16 protein-coding genes are annotated in these 21,838 nt (G+C 57.5%); 1 reads left to right on the top strand and 15 read right to left on the bottom strand.

The genetic code is table 11. The features are described 5' to 3' along the window. Nucleotides 1–21: 21 nt before the first annotated feature. From AB1724_17860 to AB1724_17815, 10 genes are all read right to left on the bottom strand, one after another. The gene (locus AB1724_17860) at nt 22–453 is read right to left on the bottom strand and encodes a hydrogenase iron-sulfur subunit (protein MEW6079676.1); all 432 of its coding nucleotides are present in this window, start codon (nt 451–453) and stop codon (nt 22–24) included. Between the two features lie 15 nt (nt 454–468). After that, nucleotides 469–4,905, bottom strand: a complete 4,437-nt coding sequence (locus AB1724_17855) for an NAD(P)-binding protein (protein ID MEW6079675.1) — start codon at nt 4,903–4,905, stop codon at nt 469–471. After that, complete coding sequence (locus AB1724_17850; protein ID MEW6079674.1) at nt 4,902–6,212, bottom strand: (Fe-S)-binding protein; 1,311 nt, start codon at nt 6,210–6,212, stop codon at nt 4,902–4,904. Before AB1724_17850 ends, AB1724_17855 begins: the two co-directional genes overlap by 4 nt. Nucleotides 6,213–6,224: 12 nt before the next feature. Beyond that, nucleotides 6,225–7,103 (bottom strand): methylenetetrahydrofolate reductase, encoded by an 879-nt coding sequence (locus tag AB1724_17845; protein MEW6079673.1) that lies wholly within the window; start codon nt 7,101–7,103, stop codon nt 6,225–6,227. Nucleotides 7,104–7,112: 9 nt separating this feature from the next. Then, nucleotides 7,113–7,688, bottom strand: a complete 576-nt coding sequence (locus AB1724_17840; protein MEW6079672.1) for a response regulator — start codon at nt 7,686–7,688, stop codon at nt 7,113–7,115. 321 nt (nt 7,689–8,009) lie between these two features. Next, entirely contained in the window at nt 8,010–9,839 is a 1,830-nt protein-coding gene (locus AB1724_17835) for a PAS domain S-box protein (GenBank protein ID MEW6079671.1), read from the bottom strand. 293 nt (nt 9,840–10,132) lie between these two features. Then, on the bottom strand, nt 10,133–10,303 hold the full coding sequence (locus AB1724_17830; protein ID MEW6079670.1) for a hypothetical protein: 171 nt from the start codon (nt 10,301–10,303) through the stop codon (nt 10,133–10,135). A gap of 75 nt (nt 10,304–10,378) precedes the next feature. After that, nucleotides 10,379–10,579 carry a cold-shock protein gene (locus AB1724_17825; protein ID MEW6079669.1) on the bottom strand — a complete coding sequence of 67 codons (201 nt, stop codon included), beginning with the start codon at nt 10,577–10,579 and terminating at the stop codon, nt 10,379–10,381. A 309-nt stretch (nt 10,580–10,888) separates the two neighbouring features. After that, entirely contained in the window at nt 10,889–11,662 is a 774-nt protein-coding gene (locus AB1724_17820) for an alpha/beta fold hydrolase (GenBank protein ID MEW6079668.1), read from the bottom strand. A gap of 89 nt (nt 11,663–11,751) precedes the next feature. Beyond that, nucleotides 11,752–12,279: a cob(I)yrinic acid a,c-diamide adenosyltransferase gene (locus AB1724_17815; GenBank protein ID MEW6079667.1), complete on the bottom strand. Its 528-nt coding sequence runs from the start codon at nt 12,277–12,279 to the stop codon at nt 11,752–11,754. Between the two features lie 291 nt (nt 12,280–12,570). On the opposite strand from AB1724_17815, the gene AB1724_17810 reads away from it, so the two are divergent. Next, the gene (locus AB1724_17810) at nt 12,571–13,164 is read left to right on the top strand and encodes a hypothetical protein (protein ID MEW6079666.1); all 594 of its coding nucleotides are present in this window, start codon (nt 12,571–12,573) and stop codon (nt 13,162–13,164) included. 24 nt (nt 13,165–13,188) lie between these two features. Here the strand turns inward: AB1724_17810 and AB1724_17805 are convergent, their stop codons facing one another. The 5 genes from AB1724_17805 to AB1724_17785 all read right to left on the bottom strand — a co-directional run bounded on the left by AB1724_17805 (nt 13,189) and on the right by AB1724_17785 (nt 21,784). Beyond that, nucleotides 13,189–15,102, bottom strand: coding sequence for a radical SAM protein (locus AB1724_17805; protein MEW6079665.1), 1,914 nt, complete (start codon nt 15,100–15,102; stop codon nt 13,189–13,191). Nucleotides 15,103–15,113: 11 nt separating this feature from the next. Beyond that, nucleotides 15,114–16,796, bottom strand: coding sequence for a YgiQ family radical SAM protein (locus tag AB1724_17800; protein ID MEW6079664.1), 1,683 nt, complete (start codon nt 16,794–16,796; stop codon nt 15,114–15,116). Nucleotides 16,797–16,799: 3 nt separating this feature from the next. Then, nucleotides 16,800–17,969 (bottom strand): MFS transporter, encoded by a 1,170-nt coding sequence (locus AB1724_17795; GenBank protein ID MEW6079663.1) that lies wholly within the window; start codon nt 17,967–17,969, stop codon nt 16,800–16,802. A gap of 155 nt (nt 17,970–18,124) precedes the next feature. Then, nucleotides 18,125–20,488 (bottom strand): PAS domain S-box protein, encoded by a 2,364-nt coding sequence (locus tag AB1724_17790; protein MEW6079662.1) that lies wholly within the window; start codon nt 20,486–20,488, stop codon nt 18,125–18,127. Between the two features lie 27 nt (nt 20,489–20,515). Beyond that, entirely contained in the window at nt 20,516–21,784 is a 1,269-nt protein-coding gene (locus tag AB1724_17785) for a D-alanyl-D-alanine carboxypeptidase (GenBank protein ID MEW6079661.1), read from the bottom strand. Nucleotides 21,785–21,838: the final 54 nt, after the last annotated feature.

The following is a 21,838-nucleotide window of genomic DNA, read 5'->3' as shown; positions in this document are numbered from 1 at the left end:
AATGCGATAACAGTACCCCGGTCAGGCGGCCGCCTTGTTCACCCGGAGCGGCGAAGGACCGATGACTTTTATTCTTTCCACCATCTCCCGGGCGATCTCGGCAAACCGCTGTCCCTGGGCCGAGGAAAGGTTGAACATCTCCACCCGTTCCGGCTCCAGGCCGATATCCTTCAGAATTTTTTTCACGTACGCCACTTTTCTGGCGGTTTTCAGATTGCCGGTCCGGTAGTGGCACTCCCCTTCCAGGCATCCGGCCACGTAAACGCCGTCGGCCCCGTCCTCGATGGCGTTGAGCAGATGAATGATGTCGACCCGTCCGGTACACGGCACCTGAAACACCCTGACGGCCGCGGGGTAAGAAAGTCGCATGGAACCTGCCAGGTCCCCGGCTGCGTACGCTCAATACTGACAGCAGAAGGCGATAATTCTGGGCTCAAAAGTTTCCGTCATGATAATCTCCTCCAGGCATTAGGCTTCTTCGAATAAAGCGTGCGTTTTGGCCCTGATCTGCTCATCGGTAAAATGTTTCAGGGAGATGGCTTTGCCCGGGCATTCGGCCACGCAGGCGCCGCAGCCATGGCACTCAAACGGTTCGATGACGGCGTAGCCGTCTTCGTGAATATACGGAATTTCGTAAGGACAGGTGCGGACACAGGTCAGGCAGACGGCGCATCGGGTCGGGTCCACCACGGCCACCACCCCGCCCACCATGATGGTGTCTTTGGCGATAAGCGTAAGCGCCCGGGAAACAGCCGCCCTCGCCTGGGCGATGCTCTCCTCCAGGGGCTTGGGGTAATGGGCCAGGCCGGCCACGAAAAGGCCTTCCGAGGCGAAATCAACCGGCCTGAGCTTGGCATGGGCCTCGACCAGAAAGCCCTCGGCATTGACCGGCACCTTGAACAGCTCGAACAGCCGCTTGTTGTCCCCGGGAACGATGCCCGAGGCCAGCACCAGCAGGTCGGGCTTTATCCGGACGGGAATCTGCAGGACATGATCGACGACCGTCACCGTCAATTTCTTTTCCGGGCTCAAGGCCACCTCGGGCGCCCGTTCCAGGTCATACCGGATAAACAGCACCCCTTTCTGTCTGGCCTCCTTGAAAAGGTCCTCCCTGAAACCGTAGGAACGGATATCCCGGTACAGAATAAACACTTTCGTCCGGGGATTGCGCTTCTTGACCTCCAGGGCGCTCTTTAAGCTGTGGGTGCAGCACACCTTGCTGCAGTAAGGATGAGTTTCGTCCCTCGACCCCACGCACTGGATGAACACCATTGATCTGGCGCCGGTGATCCGGGCATCATCCGATGCCAGGGCCTGGTCCATGTCCAGATGGGTCAGAACGTCGGGATGCTGGCCGTAGAGATATTGTTCCGGTTTGTCTTCCGCCCCGCCGGTGGCGATGATGGTGGCGCCGTGTTCGACCGTAATCACTTCTTTTCCCGGACCCCGCCGGGTAACGGTGGAAACAAAATTCCCCAGGGATCCGGTCGTGGCCGTGATTTCGCTGCTCAGGAGCAGGGTTACCCGGGGATTGCCCTTTACTCTGGCGATGAGGTCGTCAAGATAGGCCGGGATGTTTTCGCCCTGCCAGGTGGCCCTCAGGGACCGGGCCACGCCGCCAAGCTCGGCGGTCTTTTCCACCAGGATGGCATCGAATCCCTGATCGGCCACGCCCAGGGCCGACTCCATTCCGGCCACGCCGCCGCCCACCACCAGGACGGACTTTTTAATTTCCAGGCTGACCTGATGCAGCGGCTCCACGTAGGCGACCTTGGCTACGGCCATGCGCACCAGGTCTTTGGCCTTGGCGGTGGCCCTGTCCGGATCATCCATGTGAACCCAGGTGTTCTGGTCCCGGATGTTGGCCATCTCAAACAGGTATTTGTTCAGTCCGGCATCCCGGATGGTTTCCTGGAAGAGCGGTTCATGGGTCCGGGGGGAACAGGAGGCGACCACCACCCGGTTGAGCTCCTTATCCGCGATGACTTTTTTCATGCGGTCCTGGGAGTCCTGGGAGCAGGTGAACAGATTGTCCTCCACGTGAACCACATAGGCCAGGGTGGCGGCATAATCCCGGACCGCCGGGACATCGGCCACGCCGCCGATATTGATCCCGCAATTGCAGACAAACACCCCGATCCGGGGAGACTGGCCGTCGAATTTTTTCTCCGGCGGGAGATCCCGGGTCCGGGTCAGGCGCCAGCGTTCCGACTTGAGTTTGCTGGAAGCCGTGGCCGCCGCGGCCGAGGCCTCCATGACGGAAAAGGGGATGTCCTTGGGCTCCTGGAAGGTGCCGCAGACATAAATGCCTTCCCGGGACGTGCTGACCGGCGACAGATTGCGGGTGGCGGCAAATCCGTGGGCGTTCAGTTCTATGCCCATCTTGCGGGCCAGGTCGGCGGCGTCCTGGCACGGCGACAGGCCCACGGACAGCACCACCATATCGAAGATCTCCTCGGCGGTGGAGCCGGATTCAGTGGCATAGACGATCCTCAGCCGGTCGTCGGGCAGGGGGAAAACAGAGTGGATCCTGGACCGGACAAACCGGACCCCGCTCTCGTCTTCGGCCCGGATCTGGTATTTGTCAAAATCCTTGCCGTAGGTCCGCATGTCCATGAAAAAGATGACCGTATCCAGATCCTGTTTGCTGTGTTCCTTGGCGATCACCGCCTGCTTGTTGGCATACATGCAGCAGACCCCGGAGCAGTAGCTGTGGTCTCCCTTGTTGATATCGCGGGAACCGACGCACTGGAGCCAGGCGATCTTTTCCGGCTCCCGGTGATCCGAGGGTCTGACCAGGTGCCCGCCGAAGGGGCCGGAGGCGGACAGAAGTCGTTCGAACTCCAGGCTGGTGACGATGTTCGGACTCTGCCCGTATCCGTAGGAGACATATTTGACCGGATCAAAGGCCGAAAACCCCGGTGAAAGAATGACCGCGCCCACCCGCAGGTCGATCTCCTCCGGCGCCATGAAGTGATCGACCGCTCCGGCCAGGCAGGCCTCCACGCACTGCATGCACTCGGAACAGTAGCCGCAGTTGAGACACCGGCCGGCTTCTTTCCTCCCGGCTTCTTCTTCATATCCCAGTTCGACCTCGTTGAAATTCCCGGCCCGCTCCGAAACCGGCAGCTCGCGAGTGCGATAGCGGTTCTCCTTCACGGGATGATCGGGAACCGGGCGGAAATCGGGCTGTTCCTTGATCGCCGGTTTCCGCCCCGCGGCCAGGTCTTCGCCCCGGAGGTAGCGGGAGATGGATTCGGCCGCCGCCATACCGGCGGCAACAGCGCCGATGGCCACGCCGGGACCGGTCTGCAGGTCACCGCCGGCAAAGACGCCTTTTGCCCCGGTTTCAAACGTAACGGGATCGACTTCCGTGGTCGCTCCCCGGGAAATTTTGATTCCAGCAATCCGCTCAATCGCGGAAACATCCGGACGCTGGCCGATGGCCGGAATGAGTTGATCGACTTTGATTTCATATTCGCTGCCGGGAATCGCTACCGGACGGCGCCGGCCGGAGGCATCAGGCTCACCCAGTTCCATTTTTATGCATCTGAGGCCGGAGACCTTGCCGTTTTTTCCCAGGATCTCCAGGGGCGCCGACAGGTAAGTGATTTCCACGCCCTCGGCTTCCGCCGCCTGGATCTCCTCTTCCCAGGCCGGCATCTCCTTCCGGGTCCGGCGATAGATGATGCGGACGTTTTCCGCGCCCAGGCGCACCGCGCTCCGGGCCACGTCAATGGCCACGTTGCCGCCCCCGATAATGGCCACATGACGGCCGACGGGAGCGGTTCCGGAGAGATTCATCTCCCGCAGGAAATCCACTCCCTGGCGGACACCGGCGAGGTCTTCTCCGGGAATATCCAGTTTCATGCCCTGATGGGCGCCCATGGCCAGAAACACGGCTTCATAGCCATCCTTGAAAAGGTCATCAATCGTAAAATCGACGCCGAGGCGCGTATTGACTTTGATCTCAACCCCCAGACGGGTGATCACCTCAATATCCTTGTCCAGCACATCCCGGGGCAGGCGATGGGCCGGTATCCCCACCCGCAGCATGCCGCCGGCAAGGGGCAGGGCCTCAAAAACAGTCGCCCCGATTCCTTTTTTGGCCAGATGATAAGCCGCCGTCAGGCCGGCCGGACCGGACCCGATAATGGCCGCCTTCTTCCCCAGTGGTTCGGCGCGGGGGATGTCAATCTCCCGGGGATCGGCCATGTCGGCGGCCAGCCGCTTCAGGTCCCGGATGGCCACCGGCTGGTCCACCTGGCACCGCCGGCAGGCGTCTTCGCACTCGTGCGGACAGATCCGCCCCAGCACGCCGGGCAGCGGCAGTTGCTCCATGATGATCTCAAGGGCTTCTTTGTACTTGCCCGTCTTGACCATCTGCACGTATCCCTGGACGTTCAATCCCGCCGGGCAGGTCAGCCGGCAGGGCGCCCGGTCGCCCTTTTCTATGGCAAAGGCGCTGGGCATGGCCTGGGGGTAAAGCTTGTAAGCCGCTTTCCGGTCACCGAGTTTCTCGTCGAACAAATTGGGCAGCTCCACCGGGCAGACCTTGGCGCATTCGGCGCAGGCGGTGCACTTTTTCAGATCGATATAACGGGCCGTCTTTCTGATTTTTACCGCAAAATTTCCGGCCTGGCCGGAGATGCTCTCCACCTCGGCCATGGTCAGCAGTTCAATATTCAGATGCCGGCCGGCCTCGACCAGTTTGGGAGAGATAATGCACATGGAGCAGTCGTTGGTGGGAAAGGTCTTGTCCAGCTGGGCCATTTTCCCGCCGATGGCCGAAGACTTGTCGACCAGATAAACCAGAAACCCGGATTCGGCCAGGTCCAGCGACGCCTGAATGCCGGCGATCCCGGCGCCCACCACCAGTACCGATCCGGTCACGTTGTCGGTCATTCTTCCCGTCCCTTCTTTTGAAGTATGTTGACGTCAGCCAGGTCCGGTCCCAGATAGACGCGTTCGTTCTCAGCCAGAACCCCCATGGCCAGACAGAGGATCGTCCACAGATGGACCACATGGTAATCACCGCCGTAATGGTCGCCCATGTCTTCGATCTGGGAGTGGCAGTTATGACAGGGCGCGATCACGTAATGGGCACCGGTGGCCATGATCTGATCGAACTTGACCTTTCCGTACGCCCGCCGCTGATCGGGATAACCGCCCTGAAGCGCGCCGCCGCCGCCGCCGCAGCAATAATTGTTGGAGCGGTTGGGAATCATTTCGACATAATTCTCCTCCCCCACCACGGTTTTGACCACGAACCGCAAATCGTCCACGATTTTGTCCGAGCCGCTTTTCCGGCCGATATTGCAGGGGTCCTGAATGGTAAACTTGGCTTTGATGTCTTTGTTCCAGTCGGAATTGACCTTGAGGGTGCCGTTTTTGATCCACTCGGCATAAAGCTCGATGATGGTCGTCAGCTGGAAGCGGTGGGGAATCTGATATTTTCTCAATCCTTCCAGGATTGAAAAGTAGGAATGCCCTCACTCGGTATTGACCACCGTCTCACACCCCAGAACATTGTCCACATGATAGACGAACTCCTCCATGATATAGCGCCAGCCTTCGTCGTCGGCCAGAAACATGCAGTAATTCTCGCCGCCCCACATGACCGTGGGATAGGTCCAGTCCGCGCCGACCATATGGAGCACCTTCCACAACGGGCCCAGTTCATCCGGTTCCGTGACCGGTTCCCGGGAGTTCTGGTTCAAGGCAATTTTGGCCCCGACCCGATCGACCGATACCTGGAGATCCTCAAACCCCGGATGCTCGTCCCGGATCTCCTGGGCCACGTCCTCGATGGTAAACCGGAAATCATCGGACGACACGCCCATGGCGTTCCCGGCCCGGATGTGCTGATCGCAGGAACCGCGAATGCCCTTGGGCCGCTTTTCCCGGGGCCAGGAGGCCCGTACATTGTAAATCAGCTTGGGAATGTCGATGTCCATGGGACAGGCGAACTTGCACCGGGCGCACATGGTGCAGACCCAGGCCCAGGGACTTTGCCTGACCTCATCGTCCATTCCCAGGAGCAGCATGCGCAGGAACTTTCTGGGATCCAGGTCAAACTGCTCCGAGGCCGGGCACCCGCCGGTGCAGGTGCCGCAGGTCAGGCAGAGATCGAAATTGGCCTGCGGCAGGCGTTCCAGGACCTCCTCTTTAAACTCACATACCAGTTCATCGACATCGAGCACCTTGGTCATGTCGGATCTTCCTTATTTGAGTTTGGCGGCATTCAGATAATCGGATAGTTTTTCTTCACCGCCGATGGTGATGATATGAACCCCCTGGCAGAGGTCCTTCAGCCCTTTGACCGTCTCGGCAAACAGTTCGATGCTGGCCCTGGTCTTGTCCGGCGACTGCAGGAGCCGTTGAATGACCCAGTCCGGTACAAGGCCGGAACGGAAATGACGATTCAAAAACTTGCCCATACCCGCGGTCCGCAAAATCATCACCTCGGCAATGACCGGCACGTTGAAGTCCTTGACCTGTTTCATGAACCGCTCGAACTGGTCCAGGTCAAACACCGGCGTGGTCAGAAAATAGCCGGCGCCGACGTTCATCATGTCTTCCATCTCCTCCAGCCCCTGCTTGGGAACATTTTTCCCGCCGGGAGTTTCCACGCCGGAACCCAGCACAAAGTCGATCTTTTTGGCCAGTTCCTTGCCGTCGATGGTCCGGCCTTCCTTGAGATGCTCCAGCACCGACGCCAGTTTTCCGGAATCCACATGAAAGAACATGGTCTCCTGAAGCGAATCGCCCGATATGCGATAGTCTTCGGTGAAAACCAGCAGGTTCTCCACTCCCGCCTCGCTGGCCTGAGTCAGGTCCTTTTGAAGCTGGAACCGGTTCTTGTCCCGGGTGGTGGTCTGGTAAATGGCGTTAAACCGGTTCTGCTTCAACAGGTCGCAGGTTTTGATGGTGTCGCCGACAATCCCTTCCAGTTCAATTTCCGATACCGACACGCCATCCAGCCGGCCTCTTATTTTTTTCAGATTTTCGATCAGCTTTTCAGGATCATCTTCACCCAGAGGCGACTGAACTTCCGAGGTGACGACAAAGATCTTGTTTTTCAACGCATCCCTTAAATTCATATCCGCCTCCTATTTTTTCATTCCCAGCAGGTTGGCCACTTCTTCCTTGAGCTTGGGCAGTGGCAGCGGCTTGGAAAAACAGACATCCGCTCCGTTTTCCTTCATCTGCTTGAATTTCTCTTCATCAAGATAGGCCGACAGAACGATGATTTTGATGTGTTTGGTATCCTCGCCGGTCTTGATTTTTTTACACACCTCATACCCCTTGATATCCGGCATCATGATATCGAGAATCAAAAGATCGGGGTTGAAGTGTTTGACCTGCAGCCCCGCCTCAAAACCGTCGGACGCGGAGATGACCTCGTAGTTGTATTCGTCTTCTTCCAGCGCCTGAACGATTGACTCGACGATGATGAGATCATCGTCCACTACCAGGATTTTTTTGCGGTCCCCCGCCTCCTTCTCCTGGGGGATGGGGATGCCCTGGTTGCGCATAAACGTTTCCAGGTCGTCTCGCTTGATGCGCCTGTGCCCGCCAATAGTCCGATAGGCCTTGATGTGCCCGGCATCCACCCAGTTGATGATGGTCTTTGGCGAAACATTGCAGTATTTGCTGGCGGTAAATACAGTCAACGTATCTTCCATTTTCTTTCTCCCTTTATTGACGATTGCCCCCGTAAATACACTTATTTTAGTTTTTATATTATTTATAGTTTTGTTTTATGTCAATATAAAAATGAAAAATCTGCATTATCTATAAAAACTGGACCGTGCCCGCATAAAAAGGCCCGTTTATTAAAATTCAATATACTTATTTAATTATGAAAAAATAACGTAAAGCAGACGGCGAGCAACCGTATCCGCAAAAAGGTATTTAATAATGGAATAGATGGGAATTCTGAAAAATTATGGGGATAACGAAAAACAGCAGGCTACATTTGGATGCAGCAGGACCGATGGAATGGATCAGGCGTCCTGGCTGATCGGCAGGGTAATAATAAAGGTAGCGCCTTCCCCCGGTTTGCTGACGACCTGAATATCGCCGCCATGGTCCTTGATAAAACCGTAACAGACCGACAGGCCCAGCCCGACCCCTTTAACGCTGTCTTTCTTGGTGGTAAAAAAAGAGTCAAAAATCTTTTCGATGTATTCTTCCTTGATGCCGGTGCCGGTGTCGGAAATGGTGATCACCATGCTGTCGCTCTTCCTGGCGGTGGCAACCTTCAAGCCGCCGCCATCGGGCATGGCGTCCATAGCGTTGGAAATGATGTTGATAAACACCTGGCGGAGCTGATCCCGGGAAGCATGGACCAGGCCCGGTTCAGCCGTAAATTCGGCCCTGGCTTTGATGCTGTTTTCCTTGAACCGCTTTTCATAAAAAAGCAGGATTTCCTCCAGCACGGTGTTGATATTGATATTGGACTTCTTGACCTCGTCCGGCTTTGAAAAAGAGAGCATTTTTTTTAACATATCCGCCAGCCGCTCGACCTCGGAAAGGGACATGTCCAGCAGCTTCCGCCGCTTGTTGGTCGGCGGGACTTCCGTTTTCAACAGTTCCAGGGTATTCATGATCCCGTAAAGCGGGTTGTTCAGTTCATGCGCGATTTGCGAAGTCAGACGGCCCATGGCGGCCAGCTTTTCAGACTGAAGCAGCTGCTGACGGGTCTGGCTGAGGGTGCGTTCAATCGTCAGCCACTCGCCCAGGTCGACGAAAATTCCCACGGTGGCGATTTCCCGGCCCTGCTCGTCATAAATAATGCCGGCCGAGAGATTGCCTTCTATCTCTTCTCCGCGAATATTTTTTACCACCAGCGGGTACGACCGCAACACTCCCTTGCCGCCGTAATCGTCGCTTCGCAGCATTTTCATGACCGTACGGGCCACTCCCGGGGGATAGACCTCTGCCACATTCATTCTGCCGATAACGTCCGCGGCTTTGTACCCGAGGATCCCTTCCGCCCCGTTGTTCCAGATGATCAACTCCCCCTTCAGATTGGCCGCCATGATGGCGTTGGGCGAGCATTGAATGGTCTTGTCGAGAAAATCGAGGGCTTCCTTCATTTTGTCTTCCATTTTTTTTCTCTCGGACTGATCGATAACAATACCCTCGTACCCTTCGATGTTTCCCTCCGGATCATAGCGGACATTACTGGTCAGCAGGACCTGGATAGTTGAACCGTCCTTTTTTTTCCATTCCACTTCGTAGCCGACCACGCTGCCTTTCTTCTCCACTGTCTCCTGATATTTTTTCCTGTCTTCAGGCTTGAGATATATAGCCGTCGCCAGATCCAGGGCGAGAAAGGCCTCCTTGTCGTCATACCCCATCATCCGCAACAGCGCCGGATTCACATCCAGAAAACGGCCCTGCTTGCTGCTGACAAAGACACCGCAGCCGGCGTGTTCAAACAGCCGCTTGTAATTTTCCTCCGATGACTTCAGCCGGGCTTCCTGTTTTTTGCTGTGGGTGATGTCCCGGTAAATCGAAATCTTGGACATGGAACCGTCCTTGTTGGATACCGGGCGTTCCACCACATGAAAGGTCCGATCGACTTTGGAAATATAGGTTTCGCTGTCCCGCCGGCTCCCGGAGGCGAGAATGTCCTGATATTTACACCAGGGGCAGGCGCTTGTTCTATCGTTCAACACCTCAAAACATTTTTTGCCCACGCCCTCCCCGAACAACTGGATCATGGCCTTGTTCATGTATTCGACGACGTAATCTTCTCCTACGATATAGATCCCGTCTTCGAGAGCATCCATGGCATCAATCAGCCTGAGCATACTTTGCGCGGCCATGATTTTTTCCTCCTAATGCAAATAGACTGCCGAAACTGATCTGTCTCCCCCTTCTGTTTGCGGGGTATCTCTAAAGTCAGCATTCCGGATCAAGGCCAGGGCATGCAAAAATTTTAACCGGAGAACTTGATGGGAATGCCGCGAGGATTAACCGTTATGTACAACAAGCCGTGGTTATGTGTCAACGGTTTTCCAGGTGCTTAACGTGCGTGAAAAAATTTTAGGTGGTGTAATTCCCCAGTCCGGCGCGCCTGATTTTCGCAGCCCTGAAGCGCAGCCCTCATATTCTGAGGCTAAACATCGATAACAAGGTCCTGCTCCACGCCGCCGACCTGTAACTGATCATGGCCATCTTCCGACGGGTGCATATCTTTATCCATTTTCCGCTGTTTCTTCTCTTCTTTTTTCTGCTTTCGCGCCAGTTCTTTCTGACGCTTATTGCGCTGAAACGTTGATCTTGCCATAATCCGCCTCCCGGAAACGAGAAAGGCATCCCTTCAAACATGAAGAGATGCCTTTCTTTATTAGGAATAAATTTTTTAAATTACGGTGACATTAGTAGCGGAAGGGCCTTTCTGCCCCTGCTCAACATCAAAAGAAACCCGGTCACCCTCATTTAGAGATTTGAATCCGGCCGCATTGATTGCTGAATGATGGACAAACACGTCAGGTCCGTTTTCCTGCTCAATGAATCCGAACCCTTTTTGGTCGTTGAACCATTTGACAGTTCCATTGGTCATGATAGCATCCTCCTTTCTTAATAATATTTCAATTTCGCAAACTGGAGGGTGCCACTTTCACAAATGGAAACTTCCTTCAGCAGGAACCGCCCTGAGAATCAAATAGATTCATCAGGTCTTAATTGATGTTGATACCATAACCCGTTCTTTTTGAATAAGCAAGATAATTATTTGTTTTTATTAATTATTTTTTTTCAACGACATAATATGACTTAATCATTAAATAACGACACGTTACGAGCCGATACCGGATGATTTTCCCCGGAGAACCATACCATCTTTGAGTGCCGCCATTAATGACTACCGCCATCAGGCTCCCTGCATCCGCTTCAAAAAGTTCGAAATGGCCCGGTTGACCGCTCCTGGCTGCTCCAGGGGGGCAAGATGGGCCGCGTCGGGGATGGTGACCAGCTCGGCGCCGGCGATGTGCTGGGCCAGGTAGGCAGCGTACTTGGGCGGGGTGGTGGTGTCGTCGTTGCCGCTGATGATCAGCACCGGCACCTTGATTTCCGGAAGGCGCGCCATGACGTCGAAGGTATCGCAAGCGGTAAAATCACGGATGGCCGTATCAGGCGTGCAGCGCATGGCCGCCCGGATCTTTTCGGCCATGGCCGGAGACTGATTGACGGCGGCCACCCCGCCGAGGTGGGAAAGATTGACAAAATCGTCGAAGTTGTTGCGGATGGCTTCAAAAATCAGGGGCAATACCCGCAGCCGGGCGCCGGTATTAATAAGGATGCCGGCGGCAAACCGGTCGGGATGATGAATCAGCAGATACTGGACGACCGCCCCGCCCAGGCTGAGGCCGCAGGGCACCGGCCGCGGCGGGGCAAGGGCATGGATGAAATCAATGACCGCCTGGCCGTAAGCGGCCATGCTGTCATGCCCGGCTCCGGGGCTGTCGCCGTGGCCCGGCAGGTCCAGGGCAATGGTGTTGAACTCTGCGGACAGTCCTTCCATTTGAGGCTGCCAGAAGGATTTGGACATGGCCGAACCGTGAATGAAAATCAATGTCGGCCGTTCTGGCGCCGGCGGCCAGGGGGCGGCCGTGAAACTGATGCCGTTTTGGGTCAGGGTGTTCATGCGTGTCCTCCTCATCCCGAAAATTTTTCCGACCTTCGGGTCGTGCCCGGAATCTGGAAGGCTGAAGCCTTCCCCTACATTTAGTCGGATTACATCTCGATCCCCTTGCGGGCTTCTACGCCGGTTTGATAATAGTGCCGGACCTCCTTCATTTCCGTGACCAGGTCGCACTGCCCGATCAAATCCGGCGTGGCGTAGCGGCCGGTCAGCACCAGTTCCAGGGCCGGATGTTTTACCGCGATCAGGCCGGTCACTTCATCCGCCGTGACCAGGGTGAAATACACCGCCGTCACGATTTCATCCAGCACCACCAGGGAATAGGCGTCGTCGATGACCGCTTCCCGGGACCGGGCCAGGCCCCGTCGGGCGAACTCCCGGTGAACGGCCAGATTTCCGGCCTCGGGAACACATAAGTCCGGACTGCCGTACTGCTCGATGCGGATCAGGCCGTTTAACCGTTTTACGGCTTCCAGCTCACTGTAGGGCCGGCCCTTCATGAACTGAATGATCAGCGACCGTCGGCCGGCGCCGGCCATGCGCAGCGCCAGGCCCAGGGCGGCCGTGGTCTTGCCCTTACCGTTACCGGTATATAAATGGACGTACCCGGTGGTCGTCATGGATTTTCCCGTAAAAAGCCCGAATCATTCTCATGTAAACGGAGAAGCGCCTCATTGGTGTGACCATACCATGAAATGCACCGGACGGAACAATCAAATTTTGTTACCGGCCGGGTTCATGAGGGAAAGGACGTTTTTAAACTGGACCCCGGCTCGGGGACCGGGGTGACGAAACGCATTTGCAATTCAAGTCAATTCACAAGCGTGCTATAATGCGTCGTAAGTGTGGATGGCGCCGTCATCCCGACCGGACCGCCGGATCAGATTCATAAAAAATAAAGGAGAAAATCCATGCCGGACGGAAAAAAACTGTTTGTTTCCATACTGCCGCTGGCCCTGCTCGGCGCCATGCTGGCCACATTCTGCGACGCCATTCACGCCCACACGGGCACCCTGGTCTATCCTGACCCCTGGCTGTTCCAGCAGGCCTTCTGGGTTTTTCCCCTGTTCTTTCTCACTTTTATCACCATGGCCGTGAGCTATGACCTGATCGTCAGGTGGCTGCCGGCCGCCATCGCCCATGATCAGTCCATGGGGCCGGGGACCCTGGCGGCCTGCGTCGAAACCCTGACCAGCTTCGGTCTGGTCTACCTGCTCAGCGGGTTCGGCAGCCGGGAGCCGGGGCTGCTGTCGGCCATATTCTACGGCGCTTTTGTCCTGCGGCTGGCTGTTACTTATGAAAAAGGGTTCCTGCTGCTGCTGGCCCTGATCATGGCCGTAACCGGAATGATCGCCGAAGGCAGCCTGGCGGTCTTCGAACTGGTTCACTACCGCCAGCCGGAAATCTTCAACGTCCCCTTCTGGCTGGGCGCCCTGTACATGCACGGCGCCTTCGCCCTGCGGGAAAGCATGCGTTTTTTTGTCTGGGGTAACGGCCGTTCATGACCTGACGACGATTATTGCGCGCCGCTAAAGATTCCATCCCGGTAGCCGGTTCGCCAGGGCCCGGTAGGCCCGGCGGCTGACCGCCCGTTTCTCATACACCAGGGTCCGCCAGATGGCCGCCTCGTTTTCATACGCCTGATCAGCCATTTTCCGGAGCGATTTGATTTGCCGCTGTTTCCGATTTTCCCCGGCCGGAAGCGTTCGCGCCAGGTCACGGAAAACCCCCGGGCCGAAACGGTTGTACCAGAGCAACGTGTGGGCGGTGGACAGGGAACCGGCCCAGGGATAGCGGTGAAGCCGGTATGCGCCGGAAAGGCGGGCAATGGCCCGTTCAACGGCATCGGCCTCCCGCTCCGTCAGCGGCGTAGTCTTCTCCGAGTAAAACAACGTTTTGATGAAGGCGTCTCCGGCCGCCGTCCAGACCGCATCCAAGCCGAACCGCTCCGGATGCCGGGCCACCCGCGATCCGGGAACCAGGCTGAACTCTCCGCAGATAAACAGGGCCAGTTGGTCGTAATGCCTTTCCAGAAAGCGAACGGTCTCCAATGCCTCGCCGCCGGTCTCCGTGGGAAATCCGGTAAAGGTCATGGCTTCCACCGCGATGCCGGCCCCGGCCAGATGGCTGATGACGGCCGCCATGTCGGACGGCCGGACGCCCTTGTCGATCAGTTTCAGCACCCGGGCGGAGGCTGATTCAACGCCCAGGGAAAAAGCCAGCGCCCCGCCGGCGGCCAGATCACGGCAGCAGTCCGCCGTCAGCGACGGTTCGGGACGGATGTCCGAAGCCCATTTCCAGGCCGCTCCGGCTTTCGCAAAGAGCCGGGCCAGTCTCCGGGCGCTTTGAGGAAGAATCGTGTCCTGGGAAAAGTAAAAAATCCGGCAGCGGTGCCTTTCCGACAGAGACCGGACATGATCCAGCACTTGTTGCAAGGATCGCTCCCGGTAGGGGGCCGTGCCGGATCCGGTCAGGCCGTAATGACAGAAAGCGCATTTCCCCCAGTAACATCCCCGGGTCGGGTCATAGGGCAGCACCGGCTCCGGGGACAGGTATTTGTCCAGGGGCAGGCCGTCAAAGTCCGGGGCCGGCACCGTGCCCAGGTCGCCTGCCGTTTCGCCGGCGATGATTCCGGCCGGGGTCTCTCCCCGGCCGATGGCGGCAATTAGGTTCGTCAGGGCCTTTTCGCCTTCGAACAGGACGATGGTGTCAAAAGGGTGCAAAACGGTTTCCCGTTCCGGTCCGGACAGGCGCGTCAGGATCTGGGTAATGGCCGGTCCGCCCGCCGTCAGATGCGTTGCCGGAAGCATCCGGCGGAGCATCATGGCCAGGGAATAGGCCGGCTGGACCTGGTTGATAAAAGCGATGGAGAGGCCGACCACGTCCGGAGACAGGGATGCCAGTCGCCCGGCCAGCTCACTGAAATAGTCGTGAAAGGGATCACGGCCGGGGCCGGCGCCGGCGGCGATCTCCTCCGGGCTCAGAAGAGAAAACGGGGTGCGGTAACCGCCGAAACCCAGCTCCAGCGGGGTGCAGGCGGCGCTGATCAGGGCCAGAGCGCTTTCAATCGTCTCCAGCGCGGAGGCATAGCAAACCGGATCATAAAAACGGGCGCCGGACCGATCCCGCATGACCGCCACCGCCTCGTCGATGGCGTCGCCGGTTGCCGCCGCTCCGGCACGGGCCTCCTGAAGGGCGATCCAGGCCAGCTGATCGGTATGCTTCAACACTTTTTTTTGACGCAGATTCCGGATCCGCCGTTCCAGGCGGCTGCGGAAGGTGAGCAGGGAATCCTTGTTCAGCAGCCGGTCCCAGGCTTCGACGTTGGCGTCAACCGGCACAACATCCATCCCCTTTGCGCGCAGGCAGCCGGTCAGCAGGGGCACCGAAATATAGGGCGCGGTGGGGTCGGTGGCGGGGGGATAAATCAGTGCGATTTTCATGGGCCGGCTTATCAGGAAAGAAGCGCCTTCTTCTGTTTTTCCTTTCCGGGAATACTTTTTTCCACGAACAGCGGCTCGCCGCCGGGAAAGGACTTTTCCGTGTAGTACATGAGCGTCGCCGGGGTGGAGGGGGAAGGCGTGAATATCTGCGCCTGTTCCGGCGCAAATCCCAGGGACTCACGGACAAACCGCTTCAGCCCCTGCATGTCCGCGAGCGTGCATCCCGGATAGGCGGCGATGAAATAGCAGGTCAGAAACTGTTTTTTGCCCGCCTCCCGGTTCAGCCGCCGGAACCGGTCGATGAACTGTTTGAGCATTTCCGCGTCCGGCTTGCCCATCAGATCCAGAATATGCTTTTCGGAATGCTCCGGCGCGATTTTCATCTGACCGGAAACATGGTGACCGATGACCGCCTCCAGATAGTCCTGGCCGTACTTGCCGTCGCCGAGGATCAGATCGTGCCGGATACCCGATCCGATGAACACCTTTTTCACCCTGGGCAGATTCCGGAGCTTTTCCAGCAGACGGATCTGACGGCGGTGATTGACGGAAAGGCGCCGGCAGGGTGACGGCGTCAGGCAGCGCCGGTTGCGGCAGGCGCCGATCTCTTCCCAGAGCCGGCAGTGCATGCCGTACATGTTGGCCGTGGGACCGCCCACGTCCTGAATGATGCCCTTAAAATCGGGATGATGGGTCAGGTGCCGCGCCTCCCGGACAATGGAGGACTCGCTCCGCTCGGCGATGCGCCGCCCCTGGTGAACGGCAATGGCGCAGAAGTCGCATTCGCCGAAACAGCCCCGGTGGGACGCGATGGAAAAACGGATGGTCTCCAATGCCCGGACCGGCCCTTCCGCCTCATGACAGGGATGGGCCCGCCGCTCATAGTTCAGTTCATAGATCCGGTCCAGTTCCTCGGTGGTCGCGGGAATCGGCGGGGGATTCTGAATCAGGTAGCGGGTGTCCTGTTTCTGACACAGCCCCTGGCCGGAGACCGGATCGCTGTTCCGGTAAAAAACGGTGAACATGTCGGTAAAGGCGGCCTTGTCCCGGGCCACCCGGGGGTGAGAGGGCAATTCGAGATACCCCTCCCTCTTTTCCGTCGATTTATAGCAGAGGCCGCGAATATCCATGACCGGCTTTTTTTTCTTCAGCCGTCCGGCGAGCTCCACAACGGTTTTCTCCCCCATGCCGTAAACCAGAAAGTCCGCCTTGGAATCAAACAGCACCGAGCGCCGTACGCTGTCGGACCAGTAATCATAATGGGAGACCCGGCGGAGGCTGGCTTCGATCCCCCCGATAACAATGGGCCGGGTTTTCCTGAAGGAGCGCCGGATAAGATTGACATAGGCGATCACGGCCCGGTCCGGCCGCCGCATGTTGCGGCCGCCGGCGGTCAGATCGTCCTGGTTCCGCTTTTTCAGAGTGGCGGTGTAGTTGGATATCATGGAATCCATGCATCCGCTGGTAACTCCCCAGAACAGCACCGGTTCGCCCAGACGGGCGATATCGTTCTGCCCGGAGGTGTCCGGCTGGGGAATAATGCCAACCCGGTAACCGGCATTGAGCAGGACCTTCCCGATCACCGCCACGCCGATATGGGGCGAGTCGATATAGGCGTCGCCGGTTACCAGAATGATATCCAGTGATTTCCAGCCCAGCAATTGTACCTCTCTTGGCGAGGTCGGCAGAAACATTCCTTAAGCCTTTCTCCGGTTGTCCCGGGAGATGATCACGACAGGCAATGCCAGCAGCATGGTCAGCAGGCCGCTGACCCAGAGCGGATGACCGTATCCGAAGGACGCCCCGACAGGGCTGTAAACCATGGCGCCGATGATATACCCCACCATGGAGAACAGATGCACCAGCCCGGCGTTGCCGCCCAGATGGGCCAGAGAAAACAGCCGGGAAATCCCGTAATACATGACCACCACCATGAAACCGTCGCCCAGGCCGTGCACCGCCCGGAAAAGAACGGAAACCGACACCGGTTTCATCACCATGCCGATATTTCCGAGACCGGACAGGAGCAGCCCCGAGACAGCCAGTTTCCTGAACCCGGCTTTCGCGCCCACGACCTGACCGGCCAGGGTCAGGGCGATGATAATGGCCACGTATTCAGCGGCAAAATACCAGCCCAGACCCCGGAAGCTCAACCCCAGGTCGTTCCGCAAAAACAGGGCGTAGCAGGTCTGCTCGGCACCCCAGTGACTGGCGAACAGCAGCACCCAGAAGGAAAAAAACAGCACCCGCCGGCTGGAAAAATCCGCCCGGTAGTCGGCCAGACGAACCCGGGCCACCACCGTGGCGGGCATGAAGGCCGACACCAGCGCAAGCGCGACGCAGACACCGGCCACGATGGTAAAAGCGCCGGAAAAGTTCAGCCGGTCGATGATATAACCGGTGCCGATGGTACCGGTGATCATGCCGGCAAACCGCCATGACTGGTAAAATCCGATCCGCCGGCCGATGGCGTTGCGGGTGTCGGTCTTTAAAAAATAAACATCCATGCTCAATCGGAATACCCAGCTGAACAGGCCCCAGGTCATGTAAAAAAGCGCCACTGCCGTAAACGACCGGGCGGTTGCCAGGGCGAAGAAACACAGGGCCTGGATCACCAGGCTGCCGGTGATGAGCAGATGGCTCGAAAACCGGTCGTTTCCGGCCCCGGCCGGAAACGCGGCCAGGATTCCCGTCATGGCCTGGATGGAGATCAGCAGGCCGATCTGAAAGGCCGAAAAGCCCATCGCCTCCTTGAAGAAAACCGTAACAAAAAAAGTGGTGATGGACACGGCCACGGTATAGAGGCTCAGAACGGCCACCGGAAACCAGTCCGCCCTGACGCCGGAGAGTGATTGATGTTCAGCCATATATGCCATTACGTGATAACGGGATGATTTTTGTGACGGAGACGGAATCTATCACATCCAGAATAAAAAACCAGACAATTATTTGCGGAGCAACGCGCGAAACCGGATTAAATGATGCGCCGTTAACAAAAGAATGGGAAAAGGGGTAAAACGATTCAGGACCGGATACCGGCCAGCGCCTGGTCCAGTTTGTCCCCGTTCACGGGCTTGGAGAGGTAGTCGTTCATGCCCGCCTGCAGGCACCGCTCCCGGTCACCCTCCAGGGCATGAGCGGTCATGGCCACGATGTGCACGTCATGATCCAGAACACTGGAACGCGGATCCCGGATAATGCGGGTGGTTTCGAATCCGTCGGGCGCGGGCATGGAAACATCCATGAGAATCAGGTCATAACGCCGCCGCCGCAGTTTATCGAGCACTTCCTTGCCGCTGCCGGCGGTATCGACATGGCAGCCCCTTTTTTTCAGCATGGTTTCCATCAACTTCAGACTGGCCGGGTTGTCTTCCGCCACCATGACATAAAGCCCTTCCACCACATAATTTACGGCTTCCGTCCCCTTTGCCTCGGACGTTCCATCATCGCTGGCCTTCAGCGGCAGGAAAACCGTAAATGTCGATCCCTGCCCCACCCGGCTTTCCAGTTCGATGCGGCCGCCCATCAGTTCAGCCATGTTTTTGGCGATGCTCAGGCCCAGGCCGGTGCCTTCGTACCGCCGGGACACGCTGCCGTCGACCTGGCGGAAGGATTCAAATACGGTCTTTTGCATGCCCTCGGGGATGCCGATGCCGGTGTCACTGACGGCAATGCGGAAACAGGCGGTTGCCTGATGATAATCCACGCGGATGGTCACCTGCCCCTTGTCCGTGAACTTGACGGCGTTTCCGGTCAAATTCGTCAGAATCTGCCGCACCCGGGTCTTGTCGCCCAGCACCCAGCGGGGGGCCAGGTAATGAACAGTCAGGTTCAGCCCCTTGTTTCTGGCCGGATAATCCAGAATTTCCCGGATGCCGTCCACGCACTCCTCCAGGTTGAAGATCTCCTCATGAAGGTTCATTTTCCCGGATTCGATCTTGGAAATATCGAGAATATCGTTGATAATTTCCAGCAGGCTGGAGGCGGACTGATAAATGGTATCGGCATAATCCATCTGCTCCGCGTTCAAGCCGGTGGACTTGAGCAGTTCCACCATGCCCAGGACGCCGTTCATGGGCGTGCGGATTTCATGAGACACATTGGCCAGAAACTGGGATTTGGCCTGGTTGGCCTGGTCGGCCAGCTGCTCGGCCCGGCGCAGTTCCAGTTCCACCTGCCGGCGCTCCGAGATATCGCGGCTGATGCCGATGATGCCTTCCGCGCGCCCGTCCCGGTTGCGCAGCCAGTTCATGCTCATTTCCATCCACTTGGTCGATCCATCCTTGCAGAGGGCCTCCACCTCCAGAATATAAGGTTCGGTTAAAAGCTTTCCGGAGGATTCTCTTGCCATCGCTTCGGAGAACATCCTCCTTACGCGTTCAAGGGAGTCCGCTGTCAGGGACTGTTCCGGCGACCGGGCCATTTCCTCTTCGGGCGTAAACCCTCTTATCCGCTCAATCGCGCGATTGATATAGACAAGATTCAGATGCAAATCCCTGATCCAGATGATATCGTTGGCGTTTTCCGCCAGCAGCCGGAACTTTTCCTCGCTGGCGCGAAGCAGATCCTCGGTTGTCTTGCGTTCGGTTATATCGCGGCTGACACCGAGGATCCCCTTCACGCCGCCGCCCTCATCCCGAAGCCAGGTGGCGTTAACCTCGGTCCAGACCGTTGCCCCGTCCTTGCGGACCATCTCCACAACCAGTGTGGTCGGGCGGCCCTGGCTGACGGTGGCCATCCGGTCCAGTTCATCATTCATCACCTTCATGGCCTGCTGATAGGACTCCGGGGTTACCAGTGCCTGAACCGGCAGGGATTGAGCCTCCTCGGGAGAATACCCCAGGACGCGCTCCACCGATGGGCTGATATAGGTCAGCCGCATCTTCATATCAGCGGTCCAGATGATATCGGTGGCGTTTTCCGTCAGCAGACGGTAGCGCGCTTCCCGGTCCCTCAATTCGGCTTCGGTACGCTTCAGGGCGGTGATATCCTGCAGGGTGGTCATGGCCCCCGTCATCGTTCCCTGTTCGTCCAGGAGCGGCGATGCCGTAAAAAAAAGCCATTTACCCTCATCCCCGAAACGGGGGAAAAAGTCCAGCGCTTCATACCCGCCGGTCAGCGGCGAAGGACGGTATTTCCCGGCGTAATAAGCTTCGATCCGGTCCAGGTCACCGTCCAGGATCAAATCCGCCATGACCGGTCGCTCCTTATCGTAAAACGCGCGCCATTGCCGGTTCGTACCGACAATTTCCGCCGCCGGGATACCGGTCAGGTTCTCCAGGCTGCGGTTCCAGTAAACGATCCGGTGGTCTTTACCCAGAACAAACGTCGCAATGGGACTGGCCTCGATGATACCGCGGTAAAACTGCCTGATGGTTTCCGTCATGACTGTCTTAAGACCTTTACTTACAGATTAGAGCCGGTGATCCGCTTCTTTGATGAACGCTTTTACCACCGGCATGAGCCGCTTGGCCTTTTTCCCGGGGCTGTTGAACATGATGACATACTGAAACCGCCGTCCCGAATCAGCGGTGATGTAGCCGGCCCGGGTGCTGACATTGGTCAGGGTGCCGGTTTTGTAATATTCGTCCGCGTCTTTTTTCATCAGTTCCTTATACGGCGCGAAAGCATCCAGGAGCCGGCACATGGTCGCCGCCGAAACCCGGTTTTCGGGCGACAGGCCGGAGCCTTCGGTCAACTGGATATTTTTGATATTTAACTCCTCCTGCAGGTAAGATTGAAGCGCCCGCAAGCCCTTGTCCAGCGTGGCGGGCGGACCGTATTTTTTGACGCCGCAGGCGAACAGCAGTTGATTGGCCGTAAAGTTGCTGGAATAATGGAGCAGCTGCGCCACGATCTGCCGTAAATTTTTACGGGAAGGATGCTGATAAACCAGCCGGTCTTTTTTCGGATCGACACGGTATTCGCTTATCGGACCGCGGACCGGGCAGCCATTCCGTCCAAGGAAACAGGCGAACAACTCACCACAGTAAATTGCCGCTTCTTTCTCGCAGTTGATCACCATGACCCGGCCCTGGGAAAAAGGCAGGGAACGGATCCGTTCCAGGGCGAACGGCACCAGGGGGGTCTGGGGCTCACCGCTGACATAGGTCCCGTTCTTCTGTTTTTTATAAGAGACGGTGTTGTAGTTCACGCTCAGGGCGCCGATAGGCGCGTCATAGGGTTCCAGGGAATTACAGCACCGTCCGGGAAGATCACAGGCGGTGAAATAAGAGTAGTCCACCGCCAGGGCGGTCGTCTTCCCGGCCAGGGAAGCGACCGTTCGGGCCATGAGCTCGAGGTCTTCTGATACCAGGGAAGGATCGCCGTATCCCTTGATCACCAGGGTACCGTCCGGCCGCTGATAGCCCTCAGTTGGAAAACGATACTCTTCCCCCAGATAATGCAGCGCGGCCAGGCTGGTGACGATCTTGAGGATCGAAGCAGGGACGAGCGGTTTGTCGCTGTTTTCCGAAAACAGAACGGCCCCGTCCTTTACCCTTCGGATAATAATGCTGTCGTTACTGCCGATCTGGGTAGCCAGAACCTGTTTGGGCGGCTGCTTGACCGCTGCCGGTTTCTGCCGCGCGGAAGCCGTCTTCTGACGCGCCGCCGCCTGACCGGCCACCATCATCATGCCTGCCAATACCAGAACGAAAACTGTCTTGAACCGATTTGTCATTTGACCATTCCACAAAAAATCTGATTCCATCCACAAGGTGAAAAGGCAACAGGC

This window comes from Thermodesulfobacteriota bacterium (assembly GCA_040753795.1).
GTDB lineage: Bacteria > Desulfobacterota > Desulfobacteria > Desulfobacterales > Desulfosudaceae > JBFMDX01.
This window is presented reverse-complemented; position numbering and strand designations above follow the sequence as displayed.

Excerpts from the sequence above, each read along its gene's own strand:
- AB1724_17855 (MEW6079675.1), bottom strand. The coding sequence starts at position 4,905 with ATGACCGACAACGTGACCGGATCGGTACTGGTGGTGGGCGCCGGGATC.
- AB1724_17845 (MEW6079673.1), bottom strand. The coding sequence starts at position 7,103 with ATGAATTTAAGGGATGCGTTGAAAAACAAGATCTTTGTCGTCACCTCG.
- AB1724_17840 (MEW6079672.1), bottom strand. The coding sequence starts at position 7,688 with ATGGAAGATACGTTGACTGTATTTACCGCCAGCAAATACTGCAATGTT.
- AB1724_17835 (MEW6079671.1), bottom strand. The coding sequence starts at position 9,839 with ATGGCCGCGCAAAGTATGCTCAGGCTGATTGATGCCATGGATGCTCTC.
- AB1724_17830 (MEW6079670.1), bottom strand. The coding sequence starts at position 10,303 with ATGGCAAGATCAACGTTTCAGCGCAATAAGCGTCAGAAAGAACTGGCG.
- AB1724_17825 (MEW6079669.1), bottom strand. The coding sequence starts at position 10,579 with ATGACCAATGGAACTGTCAAATGGTTCAACGACCAAAAAGGGTTCGGA.
- AB1724_17820 (MEW6079668.1), bottom strand. The coding sequence starts at position 11,662 with ATGAACACCCTGACCCAAAACGGCATCAGTTTCACGGCCGCCCCCTGG.
- AB1724_17815 (MEW6079667.1), bottom strand. The coding sequence starts at position 12,279 with ATGACGACCACCGGGTACGTCCATTTATATACCGGTAACGGTAAGGGC.
- AB1724_17810 (MEW6079666.1), top strand. The coding sequence starts at position 12,571 with ATGCCGGACGGAAAAAAACTGTTTGTTTCCATACTGCCGCTGGCCCTG.
- AB1724_17805 (MEW6079665.1), bottom strand. The coding sequence starts at position 15,102 with ATGAAAATCGCACTGATTTATCCCCCCGCCACCGACCCCACCGCGCCC.
- AB1724_17800 (MEW6079664.1), bottom strand. The coding sequence starts at position 16,796 with ATGTTTCTGCCGACCTCGCCAAGAGAGGTACAATTGCTGGGCTGGAAA.
- AB1724_17795 (MEW6079663.1), bottom strand. The coding sequence starts at position 17,969 with ATGGCTGAACATCAATCACTCTCCGGCGTCAGGGCGGACTGGTTTCCG.
- AB1724_17790 (MEW6079662.1), bottom strand. The coding sequence starts at position 20,488 with ATGACGGAAACCATCAGGCAGTTTTACCGCGGTATCATCGAGGCCAGT.
- AB1724_17785 (MEW6079661.1), bottom strand. The coding sequence starts at position 21,784 with ATGACAAATCGGTTCAAGACAGTTTTCGTTCTGGTATTGGCAGGCATG.